The sequence below is a fragment of the Vibrio fortis genome, assembly GCF_000695685.1.
In the GTDB taxonomy this organism is placed as follows: domain Bacteria; phylum Pseudomonadota; class Gammaproteobacteria; order Enterobacterales; family Vibrionaceae; genus Vibrio; species Vibrio fortis_A.
The window spans coordinates 65,775-87,659 of record NZ_JFFR01000033.1 but is presented as its reverse complement, the minus strand read 5'-3'; the positions used below and the strand labels follow the sequence as shown (position 1 = coordinate 87,659).

The 21,885-nt window shown below is 46.8% G+C and carries 19 protein-coding genes; 10 read left to right on the top strand and 9 right to left on the bottom strand.

Annotated features, from left to right (window positions below):
- The first annotated feature begins 86 nt into the window (after nucleotides 1–86).
- The 6 genes from VFDL14_RS01430 to VFDL14_RS01455 all read left to right on the top strand — a co-directional run bounded on the left by VFDL14_RS01430 (nucleotide 87) and on the right by VFDL14_RS01455 (nucleotide 6,693).
- Nucleotides 87–971, top strand: coding sequence for a carbohydrate ABC transporter permease (locus tag VFDL14_RS01430; RefSeq protein ID WP_032553474.1), 885 nt, complete (start codon nucleotides 87–89; stop codon nucleotides 969–971).
- 24 nt (nucleotides 972–995) lie between these two features.
- Nucleotides 996–1,967 carry a carbohydrate ABC transporter permease gene (locus VFDL14_RS01435; RefSeq protein ID WP_032553473.1) on the top strand — a complete coding sequence of 324 codons (972 nt, stop codon included), beginning with the start codon at nucleotides 996–998 and terminating at the stop codon, nucleotides 1,965–1,967.
- Nucleotides 1,968–1,973: 6 nt separating this feature from the next.
- A complete protein-coding gene (locus VFDL14_RS01440) occupies nucleotides 1,974–3,254 on the top strand; it encodes an extracellular solute-binding protein (RefSeq protein WP_032553472.1) in 1,281 nt (426 codons plus the stop codon).
- A gap of 105 nt (nucleotides 3,255–3,359) precedes the next feature.
- Nucleotides 3,360–4,829: a CehA/McbA family metallohydrolase gene (locus tag VFDL14_RS01445; RefSeq protein WP_032553863.1), complete on the top strand. Its 1,470-nt coding sequence runs from the start codon at nucleotides 3,360–3,362 to the stop codon at nucleotides 4,827–4,829.
- Entirely contained in the window at nucleotides 4,819–5,553 is a 735-nt protein-coding gene (locus VFDL14_RS01450; protein ID WP_032553471.1) for an HAD family hydrolase, read from the top strand. Before VFDL14_RS01445 ends, VFDL14_RS01450 begins: the two co-directional genes overlap by 11 nt.
- A 9-nt stretch (nucleotides 5,554–5,562) precedes the next feature.
- Nucleotides 5,563–6,693, top strand: coding sequence for an ABC transporter ATP-binding protein (locus VFDL14_RS01455; protein ID WP_032553470.1), 1,131 nt, complete (start codon nucleotides 5,563–5,565; stop codon nucleotides 6,691–6,693).
- Between the two features lie 144 nt (nucleotides 6,694–6,837).
- Here the strand turns inward: VFDL14_RS01455 and VFDL14_RS01460 are convergent, their stop codons facing one another.
- Complete coding sequence (locus tag VFDL14_RS01460) at nucleotides 6,838–7,578, bottom strand: amino acid ABC transporter permease (protein ID WP_032553862.1); 741 nt, start codon at nucleotides 7,576–7,578, stop codon at nucleotides 6,838–6,840.
- 119 nt (nucleotides 7,579–7,697) lie between these two features.
- Between VFDL14_RS01460 and VFDL14_RS01465 the strand changes: the two genes are divergently transcribed.
- Nucleotides 7,698–8,474: a transporter substrate-binding domain-containing protein gene (locus VFDL14_RS01465; protein ID WP_032553469.1), complete on the top strand. Its 777-nt coding sequence runs from the start codon at nucleotides 7,698–7,700 to the stop codon at nucleotides 8,472–8,474.
- Between the two features lie 75 nt (nucleotides 8,475–8,549).
- On the opposite strand, the gene VFDL14_RS01470 is transcribed toward VFDL14_RS01465, so the two are convergent.
- The 4 genes from VFDL14_RS01470 to VFDL14_RS01485 all read right to left on the bottom strand — a co-directional run bounded on the left by VFDL14_RS01470 (nucleotide 8,550) and on the right by VFDL14_RS01485 (nucleotide 14,228).
- Nucleotides 8,550–9,977, bottom strand: coding sequence for a fructose-specific PTS transporter subunit EIIC (locus VFDL14_RS01470; protein WP_032553468.1), 1,428 nt, complete (start codon nucleotides 9,975–9,977; stop codon nucleotides 8,550–8,552).
- 13 nt (nucleotides 9,978–9,990) lie between these two features.
- Entirely contained in the window at nucleotides 9,991–10,431 is a 441-nt protein-coding gene (locus VFDL14_RS01475) for a PTS sugar transporter subunit IIA (protein WP_032553467.1), read from the bottom strand.
- A gap of 580 nt (nucleotides 10,432–11,011) precedes the next feature.
- Entirely contained in the window at nucleotides 11,012–12,229 is a 1,218-nt protein-coding gene (gene manA / locus VFDL14_RS01480) for a mannose-6-phosphate isomerase, class I (protein WP_032553466.1), read from the bottom strand.
- 94 nt (nucleotides 12,230–12,323) lie between these two features.
- The gene (locus VFDL14_RS01485; RefSeq protein ID WP_032553465.1) at nucleotides 12,324–14,228 is read right to left on the bottom strand and encodes a PTS fructose transporter subunit IIABC; all 1,905 of its coding nucleotides are present in this window, start codon (nucleotides 14,226–14,228) and stop codon (nucleotides 12,324–12,326) included.
- Nucleotides 14,229–14,607: 379 nt separating this feature from the next.
- Between VFDL14_RS01485 and VFDL14_RS01490 the strand changes: the two genes are divergently transcribed.
- Complete coding sequence (locus VFDL14_RS01490) at nucleotides 14,608–15,447, top strand: helix-turn-helix transcriptional regulator (RefSeq protein WP_032553464.1); 840 nt, start codon at nucleotides 14,608–14,610, stop codon at nucleotides 15,445–15,447.
- A 16-nt stretch (nucleotides 15,448–15,463) separates the two neighbouring features.
- Here VFDL14_RS01490 and VFDL14_RS01495 read toward each other — a convergent pair whose 3' ends face one another.
- Entirely contained in the window at nucleotides 15,464–16,237 is a 774-nt protein-coding gene (locus VFDL14_RS01495) for a PTS sugar transporter subunit IIA (protein ID WP_032553861.1), read from the bottom strand.
- Nucleotides 16,237–16,545: a PTS fructose transporter subunit IIB gene (locus tag VFDL14_RS01500; RefSeq protein WP_032553463.1), complete on the bottom strand. Its 309-nt coding sequence runs from the start codon at nucleotides 16,543–16,545 to the stop codon at nucleotides 16,237–16,239. Before VFDL14_RS01500 ends, VFDL14_RS01495 begins: the two co-directional genes overlap by 1 nt.
- A 185-nt stretch (nucleotides 16,546–16,730) precedes the next feature.
- Here VFDL14_RS01500 and VFDL14_RS01505 point away from each other — a divergent pair, with 185 nt between their 5' ends.
- A complete protein-coding gene (locus VFDL14_RS01505) occupies nucleotides 16,731–18,602 on the top strand; it encodes a fructose-specific PTS transporter subunit EIIC (protein ID WP_032553462.1) in 1,872 nt (623 codons plus the stop codon).
- A gap of 59 nt (nucleotides 18,603–18,661) precedes the next feature.
- On the opposite strand, the gene VFDL14_RS01510 is transcribed toward VFDL14_RS01505, so the two are convergent.
- On the bottom strand, nucleotides 18,662–19,249 hold the full coding sequence (locus VFDL14_RS01510; protein ID WP_032553461.1) for a TetR/AcrR family transcriptional regulator: 588 nt from the start codon (nucleotides 19,247–19,249) through the stop codon (nucleotides 18,662–18,664).
- A gap of 97 nt (nucleotides 19,250–19,346) precedes the next feature.
- The gene (locus VFDL14_RS24790; RefSeq protein WP_167332361.1) at nucleotides 19,347–19,520 is read right to left on the bottom strand and encodes a hypothetical protein; all 174 of its coding nucleotides are present in this window, start codon (nucleotides 19,518–19,520) and stop codon (nucleotides 19,347–19,349) included.
- Between the two features lie 341 nt (nucleotides 19,521–19,861).
- Between VFDL14_RS24790 and VFDL14_RS01515 the strand changes: the two genes are divergently transcribed.
- Nucleotides 19,862–21,841: a methyl-accepting chemotaxis protein gene (locus VFDL14_RS01515; RefSeq protein WP_032553460.1), complete on the top strand. Its 1,980-nt coding sequence runs from the start codon at nucleotides 19,862–19,864 to the stop codon at nucleotides 21,839–21,841.
- Nucleotides 21,842–21,885 lie beyond the last annotated feature (44 nt).

The following is a 21,885-nucleotide window of genomic DNA, read 5'->3' as shown; positions in this document are numbered from 1 at the left end:
GGCCATAAAAAAAATGAGGGGCGCTCTTACTAACCTGTCACATAAAACGCTTAGCTTAAGCACATACAAACAAGGATGAGGTCACCATGAGTGCTTTCTCACAACACATGACAAATCGACTGAAAGTGCTGCTGTTTACCGCGCCACTTTTAGTTCCACTGTTTACTTTTTGGTTAGTGCCGTTTGGCTACTCCATTTATATCAGCTTCACCGATTGGGATTACATTTCTCCAGATTACGACTTTGTCGGTCTCGAAAATTACCAATACATGGTGGAAGATTTTGAATTTCTGCAAGCGGCGATGAACACCTTCTGGTTCTCACTTGGTGTTGTCGTACCAACCATTCTATTGGGTCTTGTGTTTGCCATACTGCTGCACAAAAACTTCAAAGGCAGCCAGTTTTACCGAGCGGTGATCTTTTCCCCTTGGATCACGCCAACGGTCGCGGTGTCGATAGTTTGGTCTTGGGTATTTGAGACTAAATCAGGTCTAGCAAACCATCTATTACAGTCGATGGGCTTTAACGCGATCCCATGGTTAGAGAGCGGAAATACTGCGCTAGTTGCAGTGATTATTGTAACAGTGTGGCAGGCGATTGGCTGGACGATGCTGTTCTACATTAGCGCGCTCAACAAGATTCCAGAGTCACTATATGAGGCGTCTTTGATTGATGGTTGTAGCAGCCTGACGCGATTTTTAAAAATCACCTTACCGCTTATCTCGCCAACCACGTTCTTCTTGGTGGTGGTCAACATTATCACGGCGATGCAGGCGTTCGATCAGTTCCAGATCCTAACTCAAGGCGGGCCGGGCGGCGAGACTCGCACCTTGCTGTACCTTTTCTATCAGCAAGCGTTTGAGCGCTACGAGATGGGACCTGCTGCTGCAACGTCACTGGTGATTTTCTTAATCACAGGCTTACTTGCACTGCTGAACACCTACATCGGCAAACGCTGGGTGTATTACTAAACCGGATTTGAAAAGGACAACATCATGACCACGCAAACATTAGATGCGAATCCGGTGATTCGCACAACCAGACCACTAAAAAGCAGCAGTGCTAGAGCGCAGCGCTCTTCAGTGGCGGTGAAAATAGAAAAACAACAGTCGAGCACAGCATCTGCAACTCGAGTTAATGCGCAGTCTCTGGCTGCATTGAGTAAGCATCTGTTCTTGATGGTGTGCGGCACCATCATGGTATTCCCATTCTTGTGGATGCTATCAGGCTCGCTGAAAAGCAATGATGAGATCTTCGCGAACCCATTAGATCTTATCCCTTCGCAGTTCCGTTGGGAGACATTCATTGAGACGTTCCAGAGTGCCCCTTTTGGTTTGTACATCTTCAATAGCTTCAGTGTGGCTCTGTTCACCACGCTATTGGTGATCATCAATTCGGCGATGTTTGCTTACGCACTGACTCAATTGAAGTTTCGCTCGAAAACCTTGCTCTATTTTGTGGTGATGGGGTGTTACATGTTACCGGGAGCTGTGACCAACATTCCTTCTTACATCACGTTGGCAAAGCTAGGGCTTTTGGATTCTCACATGGGTTTGATCGCGTCTAACGCAGCCTCGGTATTTGGTGTGTTCTACCTGCGCCAAGTGTTTATCAAGGTACATCCATCCTTGGTTGAAGCGGCGCGTATTGATGGCGCTGGCGAGCTCAAAATTCTTTGGGCGATAGTGCTACCCCAGTGCCGAGCGGCAGTGGCAACACTATTCCTTATTACCTTTATCACCAACTACAACAGTTACATGTGGCCGAGTCTGGTTATCACTACTCAGGAATTGAACCTGATTGCGACTGGTATTCGTCACTACTTTATCGCTGAAGGTAACTACGGTTTGAACTGGTCGCAGATCATGGCGGCGAGCACGATTGCTGTAATGCCTTTATTGATTCTATTCGTCATCTGTCAAAAGACGATTCTTTCAGGTATCGCCGATAACGGCGTAAAAGAGTAAACGGAAATGAAACTAAAAACTCTCGCACTAGTGTGTGCTGGCGCAGCAAGCGCTTCTATGTTCTCTAGCAGTGTTCTTGCAGCAACAGAGGTTAACTTCTGGTATTCCGGTGGTACTAAGCCTCAACAAATGATGACTAAGCTTATTGAAGAGTTCAATGCGAGCCAAGATGAGTACGTTGTTAAGCCAGCTCTACAGGGTAACTACACGGAAACCTATCAAAAGCTGCAAGCAGGTTTGGCGTCTCGAACGGCTCCTGAACTGGTTCTTCTTGATTCTGGTCGTGCAGAAGCGATGCACGGACGTGGATTGAGCCGTGACCTAACGCCATTTATGGATGAAGAGTTTAACTTCTCTGACTTCATCGGTGCGTTCAAAGATCAAGTGACAGCAGACGATGGCACTGTGATTGGTTTGCCAGCTTACGGCACCACTCAAGTGTTCTACTACAACAAGCAAGTGCTGGCTGAGCATGGCTTTACTGAGCAAGACCTAGCAACTTGGCAAGGTGTAGCAAAAGTTGCTGAGAAAGTGACGCAGCGTGATGACAAAGGCAACACCACTTTCTATGGTTGGGAGCCGATGTGGGGCCAAGACAACATGATCGATGCGGCATTCTCTAATGGCGCCAAGATCATCAGTGATGACGGTAAGAAAGTGCTGATCGACTCTCCAGAGTGGGTTGAGGTATGGGACAGCTTCCGTCAATGGATTCACGATGATCAGATCATGCGTATTCACTACGGCGGTCAGGGTTGGGAATATTGGTACAAGACTATCGATGACGTGATGAAAGACAATGCGCTTGGCTACACTGGCTCTTCTGGTGACCAAGGTGACTTGGACTTCACTAAGCTTGCAGCGACCACTCAACCGGGTTGGGGCAACCACCCATCAGCGCCACAAGCGGGTGCGCTGGTTTACGTGATGCCAAAGGGTACAGACGACAAAGCAGCGAAGGGTGCATTTGAATTTGTAGAGTTCTACACTAATGCCAAGAACACAGCAGCTTGGTCAATGTTCACAGGTTACATCCCAGTACGTAACAGCGTATCTGAGGTGCCAGAGTACCAAGCATTCACTCAAGACAACCCGCAAGCTCTGATTCCTTTGAAGCAGGCGAATACGGCAACTAAAGACTTCCTTGACCCAACCAACGGCAAGATCATGGATGCTCTGAAAGTAGCGGCGGATCAAATCCAAATTCAGAACGTGCCAGCAGAAAAAGCACTAAAACAAGCGGCGAAAAAGGCGCAACGTGCTTTGGATAGAGCGAATCGTTCATAAATCGGGGTTAAGACCTCTGTATCTAAAACAGTAGCCCATCAATGTGGTGGGCTATCATCTCATCGCTCTTTGTGATGTTTAATATAGAGCAACTTGGTGAAAGCAATGAACCAATTTCAAGGCGAACTCTCTTTTGGCAGAGTGCGAATTCCCTTTCATGTCCCTGCGGACGTTGATGCCGTCAAGATTACCGGAACGACGGTAACCAAAGGCTTCTTGTACGCTGCCGCTTACGACGCAAATCAAAACTTTCGTGGCAAGGTCCTGTTTGAAAAAGACTATAAGTCTCTGATGATTCAACGACAGGCATCAGGTTTAGGTGCGATTGACGGCCCACTAGAGTCCGGTGAGTGGTTTGTCGAGCTGTACAACCTTGAAGGTGAGTTCCGTCGTGAGCGAGCGATGCAATATCAAGTCGATATCGCCTTTCCTGAATCATTGAACGGTGAAGAACTCGATCTTCAATCGGTGGTGACTCCGTCACACCAGATCGAATTTGATTACAGCCAGATGCTGAGTGCAGAGTCGCGTTGGTATCGTGGCGACCTTCATGCCCACACTCAGCTTTCCGATGGACACAACACGCTAAGTGCCGCAAAAGAGATTGTTGAGTCGCAAGGCTTAGATTTTTTCTTTATTACCGAACACAACATATGCCAGCCGAAACTGCCACTTTCAAAACAGTGCCTGTTTCTGCCTGCATTAGAAGTTACAACCGATCTTGGGCATTTCAATGTTCATGGTCCAAGCCATTCCTTGGATCTAACAAAAGTTGAACATACGACTCGAGCCACTATGGAGGCCGGGTTGAAGCTTGCTAAAAGTGGACACAGTTCCCTTGGCATTAATCACCCGATGATGAAACCATGGCATTGGCACTACGATGAAGTATTGCTGAGCCAAGTCTCGACCTTTGAAGTGTGTTGTGACCCAACTTGGTCAACGTCGCCGAAAGCGACTGAAGATGCCTTAATGGTACTCAATGAGATGTGGAACTGCGGCCAGCGTATTACCGCGATTGGTGGCAGTGACTCACACCTAGAACCTCAAGAGCGCAATCCAAAAGCGACCGAGCCTTCCATTTACGGTGACCCTTCAACTTTCGTGTATAGCCACGGCTTGAGTGGAGAAGGGATCTTGGCCGGTTTGCGTAATGGACAAGTGTACCTAGAGCGCCGTTGCGGTCTGAAATTCGATATTAATCTCGGCGATCTGCTTCCTGGTGAAGACAGTAAAGGCCAAGCGCTGACCTATCGATTATCTGTTCGCGACACGGAACATGACTACTACGCAGAGTGCGTGGTCGATGGACAAGTGATCGAAAAAATCGACCTCACGGATGAAAAGCAAAGCCTTTTCGTTGAAGCGGGTTACCACTGGTGTCGTATCGATATTCGACGCGGCTCATCGTCTCAATACGGCTCAACATCTCAGTATGGCTCAGCTTCGCAACAAAACGGTGAGTTTGAAGGCTGTATCAACGCTGTCTTTGATGGCACCCAACCACAATTTAACCAACCTCTTGTCGACACTTGGGGTGAACTTATGGAGCGAGTAAATAGTGATGAAGTTTAAAGCACTATTGTTTGATAAAGACGGCACCCTATTGGAATTCCACAAGATGTGGCTCAACGTTTCTCGTGGTGCAAGTGAGCAAGTTAAAGCCTTCAGTGACAGCCACCAAGGTAATCAAACTGTCACGGTTACTGAGTTACTCTTGGCTATCGGAGTTGAGGGTGATGTGGTTGATAACTATGGACTATTAGCTTCTAACCCAGTTGAAGATACCGCGATTGCATGGTTCAAAATGTTAGAACCTTCGGTATCTCTGACTGAGTTCACCCAAGTCACCAAAGCGGCTTTCAACAATCAGGTGGAAGAGAATCCAGAGTGGGTTGAAGCACTGCCGGGTGTAACGGAAAAACTGACGTCGCTTAAGCAGCAAGGCATGTATTTAGGCGTGGCAACGGCTGACACTAAAGACTCGACTGTTTATACATTAGAGCAATCTGGCCTGAGCGAACTGTTTGATTACGTTGGCTATTCTGATGGTGATATTGAGCCTAAGCCAGCGCCCGCATTGTTGAATGCGTTCTGCGAGCAGTGTGGTATCGAGCCACATGAAGTGATCATGTTTGGTGACACGGTGTCGGATATGGAATTTGGTCGAAATGCTGGTGCTAAGAACGTGGGTGTACTCACTGGCACGGCCAATCACGCCGAACTAGAGCCAATAGCTGACTTGGTGATTCATTCGGTTGCCAACTTCGATCCTCAAGAATTTAACGAATTGATTTAAGGACTGGTTATGGCTGAAGTAACCTTGAGAGGCGTTGAGAAGACCTACCCAAACGGCTTTAAAGCGGTACATGGTGTCGACCTCAATATTCAAGAAGGCGAGTTTATGGTGTTTGTTGGGCCGTCTGGCTGCGCCAAGTCCACCACACTGCGCATGATCGCTGGGCTAGAAGATATCTCAGAGGGCGATGTTTACATCGGGGATAAGCGCGTTAATGATCTGCCTCCTAAAGATCGTGGTATCTCGATGGTGTTCCAAAACTACGCGCTTTACCCGCACATGTCGGTCTACGACAACATGGCCTTTGGATTAAAGCAGCAAAAACTGCCAAAGCACGAGATCGACGAGCGTATTTCAGAGGCGGCGAAAACGTTGGATATCGAGCATCTATTGAATAACAAACCGGGTGAGATGTCGGGTGGTCAGCGTCAACGTGTGGCGCTGGGTCGTGCCATGGTGCGCAAACCAGACGTGTTCTTGTTCGATGAACCACTCTCTAACTTGGATGCTAAGCTGCGAGTTTCGACGCGAGTGAGCATTGCTCAGCTGCACGACAACCTAAAGCAGGAAGGGCAAAACGCCACCATGATCTACGTGACACACGATCAAGTGGAAGCGATGACTTTGGGCGACCGCATCTGTGTGTTGAATCAAGGTGAGATCATGCAGGTTGATACGCCAATGAATCTTTATCATCACCCTGCAAACAAGTTTGTGGCTGGTTTCATTGGTTCACCAGCGATGAACATCATTAAAGCGCGTATTGATGAGATAGACGGCGTGATGAATGTATTGTCGGAGAGCGGTGTTCGTTGGGAGCTACCACAAGATAAACAAGCCGTTGCTCGTGCAAAACAGGGCGAGTGGGTTTGGTTCGGCGTTCGTCCTGAACACATCAGCCTTACGAATCACGACGCGCCACTGTCTGAGGTGAATACTCAAAACCATCGTCTAGGTGTGGTCGAGTCGATGGGCAATGAGTTGTATCTCTATTTCCAACTCGGTCATGACAAAATGGTGGCAAGGGTGCCTTTTGATGCTGACCGCACAGCGGAAAGCGGACAAGAGACATTGCTTCATTTCAATACCTCACAGTGTCACCTGTTTGACCTAGAGACAGAAGAAGCATTGACTGAATAAGTTGATGTGTCGAGTATTCGAAATAAAGAAATCCCCGCTCAGATGAGTGGGGATTTTTTTAGGGGGAGTATCAACAGGAGCTTGGGTCTGTGCTCGAGGCTTTTTTATTGGAGGTAGCTAAATGCTCTTAAGGGTTAGAACTCTTTAATGGCTCGGAATCGCAATCCTTTTTTCTAGCCAACGAACCGCTTGCGATACGACCAAAATAAGAACAAGGTATTCCAAAACCAGAAACGTATAGATCTCTAAAGGTAAATATTCGTTCACCACCAGCTCATTTGCTCGCCTTGTTAAATCACTCAAACCAATCACACTCACTAGCGAACTCATCTTGAGGATATAAACAAACTGATTGCCCAAGGGCGGCAGTATCTGACGGAATGCCTGCGGTAGGATAACCAATCGCATTTTTTGCCAATAGGTCAATCCCAAGGATTCGGCCGCTTCATGTTGGCCACGATTAATCGCTTGAATCCCCCCACGGAACACTTCTGCCATAAAGGCGCTCTCGGCAATGGTTAGTGCGATTACCCCTGCCCAGAAGTGGTTCAAAGAGACATCGAGTAATGTCGGCATTCCGTAATACACCCACAATAGTAATACCAATACAGGGATAGAACGCATCACCTCTACGTAAAGTCGATTAATCCCCCTGAGTATTGGAGAACTGGAAAGCGCTGGAAAGGCGACCAATAGACCTAGAGCCATAGCAAAAAACATGCTTAGCAACGAAACCTGAATAGTCTCGTTAAAACCAGCTACCAAAAACTGAATGTTAGTTCGCCCTTGCTCCGTTGACGGGTCGAGTACATACCATCCCCATTGGTAGTCTGAACATCCTGTCAGAAACAGCAGAGAAACTAGCGATAAGTGACGATAGTTCACATTTACTCCCAAAAACTCCATTTGTTATTGCCATGTTAACAACCAAATCAGTTTAATGGTTAATAATTAAGAAGAATATCTCATCACTTAGAAATCAGCATTCTTTGAAGGAATAAAAAATGAAGAAAAGCTTAATTGCATTAGGAATGTGCTTACTTGCTTTTACACAAATTGCACATGCACAAAGTCGTTTACAGGAGATACTGGATGCCGGAGTTCTTCGCGTTGGTACAACGGGTGATTGGAACCCAATGACAATGAAGGATCCAGCAACCAACAGCTACCGTGGCTTTGATATCGATGTCACGACTGAGTTGGCTAAAGACCTAGGCGTTAAAGTGGAATACGTTGCGACAGACTGGAAAACCTTGGTGAATGGCATCACAGCCAACAAATACGACGTGACTGGCAGCGCATCGCTCAACATGTCTCGAGCAAAAGTCGCTGGGTACAGCCAACCCTATTTCTATCTGGCTTTCGTCCCTGTCGTGCAAAAGAAAGACCTAGGGAAGTTCTCCGACTGGAGTGACTTTGACAAAGCAGAAATCAAAGTTGCCGCCACGCTCGGCACAGTACAAGAAAAAATGGTGAAGGACTTTTTCCCATCGGCGCAACACATCGTGATTGAAGCGCCGGCACGGGACTTCCAAGAGCTTTTAGCTCGCCGCGCTGATGTCTCCGTGACTTCAAACGTAGAGGCTGCAACCTTAGTAGAGAAGTTTAAACAACTCGCGATAGTTCCGGTGAAAGAGCCACGTAAACCAACTCCAATTGCGATGCTACTACCACAAGATGATCAGGTTTGGATTAACTACATTAACCACTGGGTTGAATTGAAAAAGACGCAAGGTTTCTTTCAGCAAACCGCTGAGAAGTGGGGACTGAAGAGCATGTAACGAGCTCATAGAGAAGAGAAAAATAGAGCCCTTAGGGGGTAGGGCTCTAGAGTTAGGAGCTAACTTGACGTTGGATTATGCGACGACCAGTGTTGCGGCTTTCTTCATCGCTTCCTTAGTAGAACACTCAATCACGTTCGCCTTGGCAAAGCGGTGAGCGTCTTTCACTTGAATATCGTGAGCCAAGATAACCAGTTTCGCATTTGCGACATCTAGGTCGGTGATGCGGTTTTGAATGCCATTTTGACCTTGTGTTTCTACCTTGATTTTTAAGCCAGCTGCCGCACCGGCTTTTTCTAGTGCTTTGGCTGCCATGAAGGTGTGTGCAACACCAGAAGGGCAACATGTTACTGCTACGATGTCGTACTCGCCTTCGCCTGCTACAGGTGCTGTTTGAGCTTGAACTGGCGCAGCTTCAACTGTGTCCTCTTCTGTTTCAACGACTACTGGTTTCCAGAAGCCAACGATAACCGCTGTGGTTAGTGAGCCTAGTGCAATACCAACTACGTACATTGGGATGTTGCTTGATACAGGCGCTGTGATTAGGCCGCCCCAAGGTGCGTGAAGTAGGATGTCAGTCATGAAGCCGAACACACAGCCAACGATACCACCGGCAACGATTGAAGGAAGCACACGCATTGGGTCGTTTGCCGCGAATGGGATTGCACCTTCAGAGATACCGATAGAGCCCATGATTGCCGCCGCTTTACCTGCTTCTTGTTCTTGTTTAGAGAACTTGTTCTTGAATAGGAAGGTTGCCAGTGCCATACCTAGAGGTGGTGTACAAATCGCGATGCCTACGCCGCCCATCAACCATGGTTGTGTGTCTACTTGAGTTTGAGCGAATAGGGTTGCCACTTTGTTGATTGGACCGCCCATATCAAACGCCGTCATACCACCAAGGATTGTGCCCAGAACCATCTTAGATGCACCGGCCATTGACGCTAGGAACTCGTTCATTGAAGCCATGAACAGTTTGATTGGCTCACCGATGCCCCATAATACGATACCTGCAGAGATTAGCGTACCAACAAGCGGGTAGATGAAGTAAGCTCCTAGTGCTGTCATGTTGGTAGAAAGTGGGATCTTCTTAAGTTGAAGCACCACGCCACCTGCGATGAAGCCAGCAACTATACAGCCAAGGAAGCCGCCGCCCATGTCTGCCATGATGCCAGAAGAGATCATTGCTGGTGCTAGTGCTGGCTTATCAGCAATTGAGTAACCAATAAAGCCGCCAAGAATGATTGGGAAAAGAACAAGGCCCTTGATACCGATGTTGGAGATGTCTGCCAGCAAGCCGTCTGCTGGAACGGCACCTTTACCCGATGCCATTACCGCCAACGCCAACAGAACACCACCGGCTACAATGAAAGGTAGCATATGTGATGTACCGAAAAGCAGGTGGCCTTTCATGGTACTAAGGAGTTTTTTATAGTCGCTACTGCTATTTCTGTTATTAAAATTGCTACTGGTATTCGTAGCTTGATTTGCTAGGGTACTCATAATTGTTTACGCCTTATGAATTAATTAAAATATTAAGGATTTGATGTTCATCTTTTGCGTTATGGATATTTTGGATAAATTCATCACTGAATTTTCCAAATAGTTCTTGTAGTACATAAATATGATGGTCAGCACCGTTGTCTGGTGAAGCAATCATAAAAAATACGGTTGGATTAATGCCGTCTTCATCGCCATACTCAATGCCTTCGCGCTTAACACCGACCGCAATTGCAGGCTCTGTTACTGCCTTGCTTTTCGAGTGTGGGTAAGCGATGCCGTCCATTGAGGTGATACTTTGAGATTCACGAATTTCAATGTCTGCCAAAAAGGCTTCTTTACTGCTGATTCGGTTATTCTCAAATAACATGCCTGCCAATTCTTCAAACAGTTCTTTTTTATTATTCGCTTGAAGATTGTTATTAATTAAGTTGATGTTAGTTAGCTGTATGATCATTTATTAACTCATTCACTATTGAAGTTCTTGAATTAAAATTAATGGATTAACCTGATTCACGAAATAGCAAATAAAAGCCCTTCACTGTACATTTGTATCCAGCAAAATTAAGTGTGATTTGCATCATTCATCCAGTGTGAGATGGGTCATATTTGATGGTGTATTCCGGTGTTGAAATAATTTTCTGTAGGAATAAAAGAGCTTTAAGAATAAAAGAGCTGTAGGGACAAAAAAGATCTAGGAACACAAAAGCAGTAGAAACAAAAATGCCCCGCAAAGCAGGGCATGAAGAGTGTGTTGTGAGTTATTAGGGCGTGTTGACCTTTCGTGGTTGAATTTTGTTCGAGATAAAAGCGTTTTAATCGCGGCGAGGGAGAAGTAGCCTAGTCATACTAAGCAAATCTTCCTCCGCAAAGAGTAAAACGCTTTTAGCCGAACCCTTCGGGCAGCGTTTGCTGGTCATTTCTACTGCGTTATCGGCTTCTCATGTAGGCTAGCTACACATCAAAACCTCTGCCTTGTATAAAACCCAGCAACTCGCTGCAAAAACCAGCTCGAAAGCTCAACACGCCCTAAAGAGCTAGCTGTAAGCGCGCGCTACTCGGCCAACGCAGTCCAGTTTGTAACTCTCAGCATAAGCAGGAATGAACACCGATTGGCCTTTCTCTATCACGCAGGTTTCGCCGCATTGATGAGTGAGCACCATGGGTTCGTCGAGTGGCAGTAGGATCTCGGCGCCTTCGGTAGTGATCTTGCGTTGATGTGAATTTTGCATGATAGAGAACTTAAAATCCTCGACGGGAATGTCGTATTCCATCACGTCACCTTGCTCAATCGGGTTGAGTAACAACCTATCTGCTGGCTTTTCATTGAATCGAGTACAAGAAACCAGTTCATTCACGTCCATGTACTTAGGCGTTAACCCGGCACGCAGCACATTATCTGAGTTCGCCATGATCTCTAGACCTGTGCCCTTGATGTAAGCGTGGGGCGTTTCGGCATCAAGGTACATGGCTTGCCCTGGTTTTAGGGTAATCACATTCAATAGCAGCGGAGCGAACAAGCCGACATCACCAGGGTATTGAGCTTCAAGCTCTGAAATCAATTGGAATACACGTTTATCAGAAAGCTTAGCCTTCATCAGTAGCATGGTTAACGCCATGCCTTTTTGCTCACCTTCCAGAGACAACAAGCTTGCAAAGAAACAGGCTAATCCATTGGGAGTTTGGTCGCCCTCGAGATCGTTTACCATCGAATGCAACTCAGGAATATCGAGGTAATGAAAGTGCTCAAGGATTTCGTTGATTGATCTAAAGCCATTCATCGCCGTGTAGTCGGTTAGGGCATACACCAACTCTGGCTTGTGATTGGGATCCTTGTAGTTACGATTGCCTGCGCTCATCGGAATGCCTTGTTGCTCTTCTAGTGCATAGCCAGATTCCGCCTGTTGCTTGTTTGGGTGAACTTGAACAGAGAGTGCTTTCTCTGCTGCCAACACTTTGAAAAGATATGGGAGTTCACCAAATCGACTCGCCACTTTCTCGCTTAAAAACAGGTTTAGGTTCTTAGAGATCAAGCTCGATAATGTGGTCTGTTGCCCGTTGTCGTCCACAATTGAACAACCATTTGGATGAGCGCCCATCCAGATCTCTGCTTGTGGCTCACCAGACTGGTTATCAATGCCAAACAGTTGGTTGAACGAAGAAGGGCTACCCCATGCGTAGTTCTGAATCACGTTGGTCATAGGGTAGAAAAAGCGTTGTACGAACGAATCGTTCGCTAAAGAAAAATCAGACATCGAAATCACCATGAAAGGAAACATGGCTTGAGCTCTACTCGGCCTAATGAAATGTGAGAGTAGAGTGGGCTCAAGCCATTGGAGTTGAAATGGCTTAAGCCGCTGCTGCTGTTAGCTTGGCTTTGCGTAGATTTTTAAGCGCGATACAAGTAACCGCAGTTACGCCCGCACCAGACGCCATGCACACGAGTGCTAGCAGTGGGTAGTTCATTGCGCCAAGTAGAGCTACGACTGGACCACCGTGAGCAACGCTGTTGGTGATGCCAAATGAGAACGCCATAACCGCAGCTGTCATTGAGCCAAGCACGTTGGCAGGGATAACTGACATTGGGTCTTGAGCGGCGAAAGGAATCGCCCCTTCAGAGATACCCACTAAGCCCATCGCGCCTGCAGCTTTGCCTGCTTCAATTTCAGAAGATTCGAACAGGTCGAACTTACGGCCGATTCTGGTTGCGATAGCCATACCAAGGGGAGCGACAGGAATTGCACACGCCATTGCACCCATGAATTGAGTTTGACCGCTGGCAATCATGCCAACCGAGAATAGGAACGCGACTTTGTTGAACGGGCCACCCATATCGAAGCCAGCCATACCACCCAGTACGATGCCAAGCAGAACCACGTTGCCTGTGCTCATGCTGGTTAGCAGTGCAGTAAGCGCATCCATCAATCCAGCAATTGGAGCACCGATTACGAAGATGAACAGACCTGCGATGAATAGAGAGCCAGTGATCGGAGCGATCATGATAGGCACAAGCGGCTGAACGAATTTGTGGTAGTTAAACGAGGTAATCCATTTAACGAAGTAACCGACTAATAGACCTGCGATGATTGCACCAATGAAGCCTGTACCTGCTTCAGCGCCATAGAAAGAGCCGTTGTTGGCAATCCAGCCACCAATCAAGCCAGGGGTTAGAGCAGGGCGGTCTGCAATCGCGTAAGCAATGTAGCCGGCCAAGATTGGGATCATCAATGTGAAGGCAACCACACCGACTTCTAAGATTTGGTTCCACATGCTGCCAGCAGGAATCGCCATTCCAGATTCACTTGGCTCGCCACCAATCGCTAAGGCTAGGGCAATCAAAAGGCCACCTGTCACTACGAATGGGATCATGTGTGATACGCCATTCATCAAGTAACGATAAAGGTCTGAACGCGCTTGTGATGCTTTTTCGGCAACGGATTGGTTGGTTGGCGCTTGTTCTGCTTGGTAGCTTGGCGCATTGAGTGCTTGTTTGATCAAGCCTTGCGCGTCTTTGATTGGTGCTTTTACGTTGGTGCAGATAACACGTTTGCCAGCAAAACGAGCCATGTCGACCTGTTTATCACAAGCCACGACAATCGCGTCGGCGCGTTCAATCTCCTCTTGAGTAGGGCTGTTTTTAACGCCGATAGAGCCGTTAGTTTCAACCTTAACATCGTAGCCAAGCGCCGCGGCGCCTTTCTCTAGTGCTTCCGCTGCCAAGTAAGTGTGCGCCACGCCTGCTGGGCAACCTGTCACACCAATGATGAAGCCTTTTTTTTCTGTCGTTTCTTCGGTTTGAACTGGTTCTGGTTTCGTCAGAAGTAGTTCCAACGCGGTTTGCTCGGAATCGGCATTCATGAAGTTTTCGATGAAACCTTTTTCAATCAGTTTTGAAGAGAGCTCTGCCAATACTTCGATGTGGTGATTGTCGCCTCCATCGGGAGAGGCAATCATAAAGAACAGTTTTGAAGGTTGACCGTCATCGGCGCCGTAGTCGATGCCTTGTTTGTGCACGCCGATAACAACCGCAGGTTTGATTACCGCGCTACTTTTCGCGTGTGGTAGGGCGATGCCTTCTTCAAAGCCGGTATTACCTTGTTCTTCTCGCGCTTTAATGTCGGCAAGAAACTGAGCTTTGTCTGAAATTCGGCCTTGTGCGTACAGCACGTCTATCAGCTCTTTAAATACGTCTTCTTTGGAATTAGCGCTAAGTGAAAGCTTAATCAAATCTTGATTGATCAATGTTGTGATCATAATGAACCCCTACTCTGTTTTTATTTTGTTAGGGATATTCTGAAATTGATTACTTGCCTTCTGTAGTGAAGAAAAAACGCATTTACTGGATGATTGTTGCCTTCTAAATGGAGTGTGATTTTGATCGTTTAGGAGCACCGTTTTGGGTGCGTATTGACAGCCTTTATGAGTCGTTAAGGCTTTTATTGATATGGGGTTAGGGTGATTTTCTTATTGTGATAACGGTGTTCAAAATCTGGATGCAGACTGGATATTTATTTCCACTACTGGATTTTTGTAACATAGATCTCAGATTGTGATTTTGCTCAATAGCGCTATGTTTCAGTAAGGAGTATATCTATTCCCGTAGCGTTATTGCTGCTTTTAAGAGTTCGAATAAATGATATTTCATGACCTAATCTCGTCGGTATTAAATGAGCGAGAACCATTTCATAACATCTGGTTTGCGGGGGATTTTCACACGCCTTCAGCATTCAGTTATCAGGTGAACTTTCCGCGTTTAGAGCTGGTGCTCGACGGTGAGTATATTAATGAAATGGAGAGTCATGACCGTAAGATCACTAACGTTGTTGCGAAAGCAGGAGATGCGATTTTCATCCCACCTAACTGCTGGAATAAACCTAACTGGGATACTGACTGTTCGGTGCTGAGTATGTTGTTTGGTCGTCGCCAACTTGGTTTAAGCTTGGTGAGTAAGCGCAAAGGCGAAGAGAGCTTTTATGATATTCAAAAGCATAGTATTCAGACTCGCTCTGGCTTTGCCATTGACAATATTCTTGAGGCGCTCAGTTCATTAGCACGCGAAAGTAATAAGCAACCGATGGATGAGTTATTGCTGCAAGCGCTGCTGCAATACAGCAAGACGATGTTAGATGCGCCTGTCGAGAAATCTCACAGCCGAGTGCAGGATGTGTATCAGGGTATTTGTATCTACATTCAAGAGAACTTCCATCGTCAGATCACCCGAGATAGCATCGCCTCACGCTTTAGTATTTCATCCAACCATTTGTCGCGAATGTTCCGCCAACAAGGCCATATGACGCTGGCCGAGTACATCACGCGCGTGCGAGTCGACCGAGCCAAGTTCATGCTTAAAAAGTACAACTTCAAGCTCAATGAAGTGTCGGTTCGTTGCGGTTTTAAAGATGTGAACTATTTCTGCCGAGTATTTAAAAATCGTACTGGAAGAACGCCGAGCGAATATCGTAGCTCTATCTAATCTGGGGATTGAGTACTTACAGTAAACGAGAAGTGAGGTACATCAGCAAAGCTTGCAGGTCTATGCTGCTTTTGGTTTTTTGCAAACGTTCGGTGATCTGATCATTGAGTAGGTTGCGTGTCAGATTGGTCGCTGCAATGATTTGCTCTCTCTGTGGTTTGGTCGGCATTACCAGTGCTATCGCGACATACACTTGTCCAATCTTGGACGCCCAATCAATCTGATCTTCGCTAACAATCACAGCTATCGACATTCTCTGGCAGTGCTCAAACATGACATGAGGCAGTGCAATTCCCGGTGCTACACAGGTCGAAGAACGTTCTTCTCGTCGAATGAATGACAGAATCAGTTCATCCGGATTCTCCGGGTAGATAAGATGCGCTAGGCCTTTCAAACACTCGAACTTGGTGAGCTGAGTTTGCGCTTTGGCGTGATGCCAATCAACCTCACACGGTGGGCTTATCTGAGGGAAGCGCTGCATCAAATCCGTAGAGAACTCATGATTAACCTGAGATCCAACCAAGACATAGTGCTCGGCAATCACATCTTTGAGAACAAAGCACGCTAACTCCGCATCAAGTCCGACTGCAGTAATCTGAACCAGATCGCCTTTAAGCAGCCCAACTTGCAGCAAAGCCACGGATTTAGACAGGTCCGCAGCACGACCCTGAGTGATGTTAATGATACGAATAGAGCTTTTGAACTTGCGAGCAAGACGGCAAAGCGGTTGGGCCGCGTGCGCACTGGCAGAGGCGTTGTCGACAAAAAACGTCAGTTGATATTCTGGGATCATGAACAGCTGCGACAGTGTTTGATGAAGACCTTCTCTACGCTGAGCAACACGTCTTCCATCGCAATGCGCACGGTTTTATTGGCATCGAAGCGATTCGGTTGTTCTATTTCGATATCAGAGACGATCAGCACACGGTCTGCTTGGGCAATATCATGCGCGCTGAGTTGGTTTTCAACGCCCATTGCTCCTTGTGTCTCGACCTTGATCGAAACATTAAATTTAGGCGCTGTTTTAGTTAGTGCATCTGCAGCCATGTAAGTATGGGCAATGCCTGTAGGGCACGCAGTTACCGCTACAATTCTCATGATGGTTCTCTGTGTAGATGAAGAAAGCCCTTAAATATTAGAGGGAGTTGTTTGGAATTCAAAAGTCTCACTTCACACTCTGATTTCTTAGTTACAAAAATCCAGTTAATGCATGTTTAGTGCTATATGATTGGGTGGTTTTGACCGCTAACCTAACCTTATATATTCAGTAATATCGAGCCGCTATGGACATCACACATTTCATTGAATCTGATACGATCTGCTTGGATCTCAAAGCAACGACCAAACAGCAAGTGTTTGAAGAGCTAGTGGAGATGCTCGATAGCGCCGGTAAGCTTTCGAATAAACAACTCTTCCTTGAAGAACTGTGGGCGCGAGAATCAATAGGCAATACAGGGTTTGATGATGGTATCGCGATTCCTCATGCCAAGAGCAGCTCCGTATCTAAGCCTGCGATAGCGATTGGTATCAGCCGCCAAGGTATCGACTACGGGGCTGAAACAGGGGAGTGTTCAGATGTCTTCTTCATGCTCGCTTCACCAGACAATAACGATGAACATCACATCGAGGTTCTGGCGCAAGTCTCAACCAAGTTTATCGAAGATGGCTTTGTTACAAAATTGAAGGCGGCAGAGTCAGCTGATGATGTCATCATGCTGTTTTCAGATATCGAGACGAACTCATCTTGTTCAAATACTGCGTATCAATCTATCGACGATCAGCTACTCGTCAGCAGTCCTTATACTCAAGCTCTCAATCGCGTTAAAGAGCACCTGCTCTATGGCACTTCGCATATGATTCCGTTTGTGGTTGCTGGTGGGGTGTTGCTGTCGCTGTCAGTCATGATGACTGGACAAGCTGCGTTACCTCAGTCTGGCTTCCTGGCCGATGTCGCGCAAATGGGTGTTGCAGGTTTGACTCTGTTTACCGTGGTGCTCGGCGGATACATCGCCTATTCGATGGCTGATAAACCGGGCTTGGCTCCAGGCATGATCGGATCCTGGGTGGCGGTAGAGCAATATCAAACCGGCTTTCTAGGCGCGATTATCGTGGGCTTTGTCGCGGGGTATACCGTTCAATTGCTAAAACGGATAAAGTTGCCTGAAAGTATGACTGCATTGAGTGCAATCTTTATCTATCCGCTCGTCGGAACCTTTGTGACCTGCGGTGTGGTGATGTGGGGCATCGGTTCGCATATCGCCTCGTTTATGACGGAGATGAACCTGATGCTGACCGAAATGGCAGGGTCAGGCAAAGTTGTATTAGGCGCAGTACTCGGCGGAATGACAGCCTTCGATATGGGAGGGCCGATCAATAAGGTCGCCACTCTGTTTGCCCAAACACAAGTCAATACTCAGCCTTGGCTAATGGGCGGTGTTGGTATCGCAATTTGTACGCCTCCGCTTGGCATGGCATTGGCAACCTTCCTTTCGCCGAAAAAATTCAAACGTGATGAGCGTGAAGCAGGAAAAGCGGCGGGCATCATGGGTATGATTGGTATTAGTGAAGGGGCGATACCATTCGCTGCCGCCGATCCAGCGCGTGTGCTTCCAGCAGTTATTGCGGGGGGCATTGTGGGGAATGTGATTGGCTTTATGTTCCATGTAGTCAACCATGCGCCTTGGGGCGGCTGGATTGTTCTGCCTGTTGTGGATGGAAAAATTGCGTATATTGTTGGCACACTAGCCGGTTCTCTTACAACGGCTCTGGTGGTGATCTTATTGAAGAAAACTGTCGATGAAGACGAGCAAGGTTATACTCATCAGGAGCTTGGTGGTTCTGTTACGGAAGAGGGCGTAGCCGATGTGTTGGCTGTCACGTCTTGCCCATCTGGTGTTGCTCATACTTTCCTTGCTGCTAAGTCTTTAGAGAAAGCCGCTCAACAACTAGGCGTTCGAATTAAAGTGGAGACACAAGGTGCAAATGGGATTGGCAACCGAATTACGCAAAAGGACATCGACCGCGCGCGATTAGTGATTTTCGCTCATGATGTGGCGATTAAAGAGGTGGAACGATTCCGAGGTAAGAAGATTGTCGATGTTGGCACCAAGGATGCGATGCTCAACGGACAAGGGCTAATTCTTCGTAAGGTGTGATTGACTGGCAGATTGGCTCTTTGGTATTAGAGCCAATCCCACGACGTTATCAAATCACTCTATTTGAAAGGGTGGTACTTAAAGATATCTTCAACCATGGTATTGAGCAGATCTAAGTCATCACAAGTTTTTGCGTAAGTACGCAAGCCTGCGATTTGTACCTGTACATGGCGAGCAAGCTGCTTGGCATCACGGCTCTGCTCTACTTCACCAAGTTGCTGTGCTTCAACAACCAGTTTGGCAAACTCACCTTCCATAACCACTAGGCACTTCTTCGCTTCATCCAGTAGCTCTTGGTGCTCGTTGGTCAGCTCAGCAACCGTTTTGGAAAGCATACACATCCCATTGGGCGCGCTCTGTTTTGACTCAACGACTGCGCGTCGAACAAAACTCTCTAGTGCCTTAAGTGGAGAGCTGTTTTCTTCACGAGCACGCTTTAGGTTTGTTTTACCCAATTCGGTATAGCGAGCCAATGTCTCTTTAAACAGACCCTCTTTACTACCGAAGGTGGCGTAGATGCTACCTGGTCGCATGTCGATCACGTCTTGCAGGTTACGCATTGACGTGGCGTGAAAGCCTTTTTCCCAATAGAGATTGGTGGCTTTGTCGATCACTTCTTGTCTATCGAATTTCGCTGTATTTGCCATTGGGTAACCTTAAAGACTTTGAACACGTGTTCAACATTTTAAGCATGGTCGGCGTGAGAGTAAAGGATCTCACGATTTAGAGCAGTGGTATTAGCTATTAGCTATCCACTACTTCGACGGTTTTGTGTTCTGCACCGTAGTAGGTGCCTTCATCGATGGTGTACATCAAGGTTTCGCTGCACTCTGGGCATTCGAACTCTTCGTTGGGCTCAATAGCTTCATCTTCAACCCAGTCCCAACCAACATGCTCTTCACAAGAAGGACACTTCATACGTTTGCCTCGTTTATAGTTCATCAATTTTGTCAGCGGCGCATTATACCCATTCGGATCTCCACCGCAACACGCACCAATATAATGCAACTTGTTGTTTATTTGGGCATATACTTATTGTGTTGTATGTCACTTATAGACTTATTAGGTAGTGCCGAGCCTCTAGAAACCAGATAAAGCCCTATGTTTTATGAGCTTAGCTGTTATTTTGACCGGGTGATATCTCAGGATGGCACATTTATTGATTAATTTGATAATTAAATGATCTCGGTAAAGGTGTACCAAGTAAGAAGTGTGCCACAGTCGGGATATAAAGATTCGTCAGCTGCTAGGAAAGGTTTATGAAACTAACGGACATGTCGTTCAAGCAAAAAATATTTGCCCTACTTATTCTACCCATACTTGGGTTTCTGTGGCTCAGTGCTTCAGCTATATCGCAAAGCGTCAACACATCGCAAGAGATGCAGACCCTTAATCAACTAACTCGCCTTTCTGTGGTGTACAGTGAACTGGTACACGAGCTTCAGAAAGAGCGCGGTATGACGGCTGGTTTCTTGGGGGCTAAAGGCACCAAGTTTGGCAAAGAGCTTAGCGATCAACGCAATCTAACCAACCAAAAGCGTTCTGCTCGTAATGACTTTTGGCAATCACAAAATGTGGAATTGCCAGAGATCACACAACTTAATCAAACAATTTCTCAAGGCCTCAACCAAATAACAGACATTCGTCGTCAGGTTGATGCACAAACTATCCCGTTGGGGCAGGCGCTTGCTTATTACACCCAGCTTAACGCTAAGCTATTGAGTGTTTCGTCTTTGATTGCTGATTTAAGCAGTGATTCGGTGATCACACGTGAGACCATCGCTTACTACAACTTCCTACAAGGTAAAGAGAGAGCGGGTATCGAGCGTGCCGTTTTGAGCAATACCTTCTCTAAAGATGAGTTTGGTGATGGCATGTTGGTGAAATTCATCTCACTGGTGACGCAGCAAGATACTTATTTCTCTAACTTTAGAGAGCTGAGCACACCACAAAATGTGGCGTTCTTTGAGCAGCAACTTAATGATAAAGCGGTTGATGAAGTAAAACGCTTAAGAGAAGTCGCTAAATCGACCATGAGTGGGTTTGATACTGACCCAGTGTACTGGTTTGCTCAATCAACAGGACGCATCGTTAAACTGAAACAGACAGAAAATCATCTTGCAGATTCATTGATTAACCTCACCGAACATAAAGCTCAGCAGGCGCAAACACAGATGTTGTTCAGTATTGCGCTGTTCGCGGTTGTGTCCTTGGTTGCTCTGTTCGTGGGTATCAAAGTAGTGAGAGACCTAACAACGCGAGTCAGTAATTTAACGTCGGTGATGGCAAGTGTTCGCGATAGCAATGATCTAACAGTGCGTGCTAAATACGAAGGGAGCAGCGAGCTTGGTCAAATTGCAGCGTCTTTGAATTCGACTTTAGAGAAGTTTAAAGACGTGATGGATCAGTTGTCTCACTCAAGTATGTCGCTGGCTTCTGCGGCAGAAGAGACGTCGCAGACTTGTGACTACAATTCTCATGCATTAGTCGAGCAACAAGATCAAATTGGTTTAATCGCAACTGCAACGGAGGAGCTATCAGCGACGGTTAACGAGGTAGCAGATAAGACTCAGCAAACGGCGGCTTCAGCGCAAACGGCTGATCAGCAATCTAAGGTTGGATTAGAAACGGTTCAAAATTCTTACCACTCAATCGAGCATCTGGCTAATGAGATTAATGGTTTAGCAGATAAGATCGCACACCTTAATGAGAGTAGCAGCAACATCAACAGTGTTATTGATGTGATTAAATCGGTCGCCGAGCAAACTAACCTATTAGCATTGAATGCAGCGATTGAGGCGGCTCGTGCTGGCGAGCAAGGTCGCGGTTTTGCGGTTGTTGCGGATGAAGTAAGAACATTGGCGCAGCGCACTCAAGAGTCGACGGCTGAGATCGAAGGCTTTGTAACAGCCCTGCAAACCGATGTTCAAAGCGCATTTGATGTAATTGATAACAGCCAAAAAATGTCGCAAAAAGCGGTGGAAGATTCGCGTGATGTAGAGCAAAGCCTGCAAAGCATTTCAGATTCGGTCGGCGAGATATTCAGTATGGCAGAGCAGATTGCAACGGCTACTGAAGAGCAAGCGGTTGTGACGCAAGATATCGCCAAGAATGTTATCTCTGTGGAACAGAAATCGACAGAATCAACCACAGGTGCCACTCAGATTGCCGTTACGGCTCGTGATCAGGCTGAGCTTGCGTCATCACTGAAAACGTTGTCTAACGTGTTTAAGCGATAGAGATTACTTGATACATAGAGCATCAAGATAAAGAAAAGGCCCGT

What these genes read in the sequence shown, in the direction of transcription:
- VFDL14_RS01430 (WP_032553474.1), top strand. Translation starts at nt 87, where the DNA reads ATGAGTGCTTTCTCACAACACATGACAAATCGACTGAAAGTGCTGCTG.
- VFDL14_RS01435 (WP_032553473.1), top strand. Translation starts at nt 996, where the DNA reads ATGACCACGCAAACATTAGATGCGAATCCGGTGATTCGCACAACCAGA.
- VFDL14_RS01440 (WP_032553472.1), top strand. Translation starts at nt 1,974, where the DNA reads ATGAAACTAAAAACTCTCGCACTAGTGTGTGCTGGCGCAGCAAGCGCT.
- VFDL14_RS01445 (WP_032553863.1), top strand. Translation starts at nt 3,360, where the DNA reads ATGAACCAATTTCAAGGCGAACTCTCTTTTGGCAGAGTGCGAATTCCC.
- VFDL14_RS01450 (WP_032553471.1), top strand. Translation starts at nt 4,819, where the DNA reads ATGAAGTTTAAAGCACTATTGTTTGATAAAGACGGCACCCTATTGGAA.
- VFDL14_RS01455 (WP_032553470.1), top strand. Translation starts at nt 5,563, where the DNA reads ATGGCTGAAGTAACCTTGAGAGGCGTTGAGAAGACCTACCCAAACGGC.
- VFDL14_RS01465 (WP_032553469.1), top strand. Translation starts at nt 7,698, where the DNA reads ATGAAGAAAAGCTTAATTGCATTAGGAATGTGCTTACTTGCTTTTACA.
- VFDL14_RS01470 (WP_032553468.1), bottom strand. Translation starts at nt 9,977, where the DNA reads ATGAGTACCCTAGCAAATCAAGCTACGAATACCAGTAGCAATTTTAAT.
- VFDL14_RS01475 (WP_032553467.1), bottom strand. Translation starts at nt 10,431, where the DNA reads ATGATCATACAGCTAACTAACATCAACTTAATTAATAACAATCTTCAA.
- manA (WP_032553466.1), bottom strand. Translation starts at nt 12,229, where the DNA reads ATGTCTGATTTTTCTTTAGCGAACGATTCGTTCGTACAACGCTTTTTC.
- VFDL14_RS01485 (WP_032553465.1), bottom strand. Translation starts at nt 14,228, where the DNA reads ATGATCACAACATTGATCAATCAAGATTTGATTAAGCTTTCACTTAGC.
- VFDL14_RS01490 (WP_032553464.1), top strand. Translation starts at nt 14,608, where the DNA reads ATGATATTTCATGACCTAATCTCGTCGGTATTAAATGAGCGAGAACCA.
- VFDL14_RS01500 (WP_032553463.1), bottom strand. Translation starts at nt 16,545, where the DNA reads ATGAGAATTGTAGCGGTAACTGCGTGCCCTACAGGCATTGCCCATACT.
- VFDL14_RS01505 (WP_032553462.1), top strand. Translation starts at nt 16,731, where the DNA reads ATGGACATCACACATTTCATTGAATCTGATACGATCTGCTTGGATCTC.
- VFDL14_RS01510 (WP_032553461.1), bottom strand. Translation starts at nt 19,249, where the DNA reads ATGGCAAATACAGCGAAATTCGATAGACAAGAAGTGATCGACAAAGCC.
- VFDL14_RS24790 (WP_167332361.1), bottom strand. Translation starts at nt 19,520, where the DNA reads ATGAAGTGTCCTTCTTGTGAAGAGCATGTTGGTTGGGACTGGGTTGAA.
- VFDL14_RS01515 (WP_032553460.1), top strand. Translation starts at nt 19,862, where the DNA reads ATGAAACTAACGGACATGTCGTTCAAGCAAAAAATATTTGCCCTACTT.